The organism is Streptomyces sp. NPDC002088 (assembly GCF_040296605.1).
Lineage (GTDB): Bacteria > Actinomycetota > Actinomycetes > Streptomycetales > Streptomycetaceae > Streptomyces.
The window spans coordinates 1-1,647 of the sequence record NZ_JBEOXO010000108.1 but is presented as its reverse complement, the minus strand read 5'-3'; the positions used below and the strand labels follow the sequence as shown (position 1 = coordinate 1,647).

The following is a 1,647-nucleotide window of genomic DNA, read 5'->3' as shown; positions in this document are numbered from 1 at the left end:
GCTTCGGGCGGATCCGCCCGAAGCGACGAGCCCCTGAACTGCATCAGCAGACCACTCGACTTGTCATGCGAGGGCCTGACACGGGCACTAAAACAACTTCCAGTGGCCCTCGGAGACGACTTCGACGGCGCCGTCGGTCACCTTGATGGCGGTCTGCTCGTCAATCGCATACGCCGGCCCCGCGATCCCGGCCGCCCATCGTTCTGCCGCGGCCATGGTGTTTTCCGGGCAAGCCGGATGATCCAGGTGCGGGAAGATCGAAAAATCAACCACGCCCAGTGTGCTGTCGTCGCCGGTGGGCGGCTTCCAGCCCACGAAGTCCTGCCCGATGCGGGGGGTCATCACCATGCTCCCGGCGCTGAGTCCCACGTAGACCGTGTCGGGCAGCGACGGCAGGAGTTCCGCCAGCCCGGACTCCCGCATCCAGTGGCCCAGGTACAGCGCGTCGCCGCCATTGACCAGCAGGACGTCGGCCTTCTGGACCCAGGAGACCCAGCGCGCTTCCTCGATGCTGGGCAGCGCGGTGAGTTCCAACACGCCCACCGACTTCCACCCCAGCTCGGTCATGGGGTTGGGGGATCGTCCGCTGATGAATCGCCATGGCCCGCCCGGATCGGCGTCGGGGGCCCCGTACCCCGCGGTGGGGATGCAGAGGGCGCTGGACTCGGCGATCGGCTTACCCAGGAGGTCGACCAGCGCATCCTGGATGCTCGCGTTCTTGATACCGGAGTCGGTGAGGAGAAGCTTCATCATGTCCTTCCCGAGGAATGTTGTTGACGTGGTCAGAAGCGGTGCAGTGGGTGCTGGCACGAGCGGATGCCTCATACTGCCGACAGCAGCGCTGCGCTCGGTGCAAACCGGCCGCCCTTGGTGGCAACCTGCCCGACGCTGGCCGCACGCGTCAACAACCAGCCCTTCGCCAACGCGTCATGGCCGCCGCCATGCCATGGCTGTATCAGGAATAGGCGCTGAGCTTGTTCTTTAAGGTTCTGGCCCGTGCCGGGAGCCTGGTCTCGTTCGTCGCGCAGATAGGCGGTCGCTAAAAGGTGTCCCATAAGAGGACATCTCATTTGGCGCGTTCGATAGTCTGCGGTCGTGGACATCGTGGAGCGTCTGGTGCCGGATGAGTTGTGGGAGTTGTTCGCGCGGGTGGTGCCACCGGCTCCGACACGGCCTCAAGGTGGTGGCCGGCGGCGGTATGGGGATCGCGAGGTGCTGGCCGCGATTGTGTTCGTGGCCACATCAGGGTGTACGTGGAAGCAGTTACCGCCAGCCTTCGGCCCGTCGGGGCCGACCGCGCACCGCCGGTTCAGTGAATGGAGCAGAGCCCGGGTCTGGGCCAAACTGCACCGCCTGGTGCTGGACGAACTCGGCGCTCGCGGAGACCTGGACTGGTCGAGGTGCGCGATCGACTCGGTGAACATGCGGGCCTTGAAAGGGGGGACCTGACAGGTCCGAATCCTAATGGGCGACCGGGGCAAGAAAGGGTCGAAGATCCACCTGATCACCGAGCGGACCGGTCTGCCCATCTCCGTCGGTATATCGGGCGCCAACCTCCACGACAGCCAGGCCCTGCAGCCCCTGGTCCGCGGGATCCCGCCGATCCGCTCCCGCCGCGGCCCGCGCCGGCGCAAGCCCGCCAAGCTG

At 66.1% G+C, this 1,647-nt stretch carries 1 protein-coding gene and 1 pseudogene; one reads left to right on the top strand and one right to left on the bottom strand.

Annotation, left to right across the window (positions count from 1 at the left end):
* Positions 1-87: 87 nt before the first annotated feature.
* Positions 88-750 (bottom strand): Type 1 glutamine amidotransferase-like domain-containing protein, encoded by a 663-nt coding sequence (locus tag ABT114_RS50350; protein WP_351154101.1) that lies wholly within the window; start codon positions 748-750, stop codon positions 88-90.
* A 345-nt stretch (positions 751-1,095) separates the two neighbouring features.
* Between ABT114_RS50350 and ABT114_RS50345 the strand changes: the two are divergent.
* Positions 1,096-1,647, top strand: a pseudogene (locus tag ABT114_RS50345) (IS5 family transposase); the annotation flags it as partial.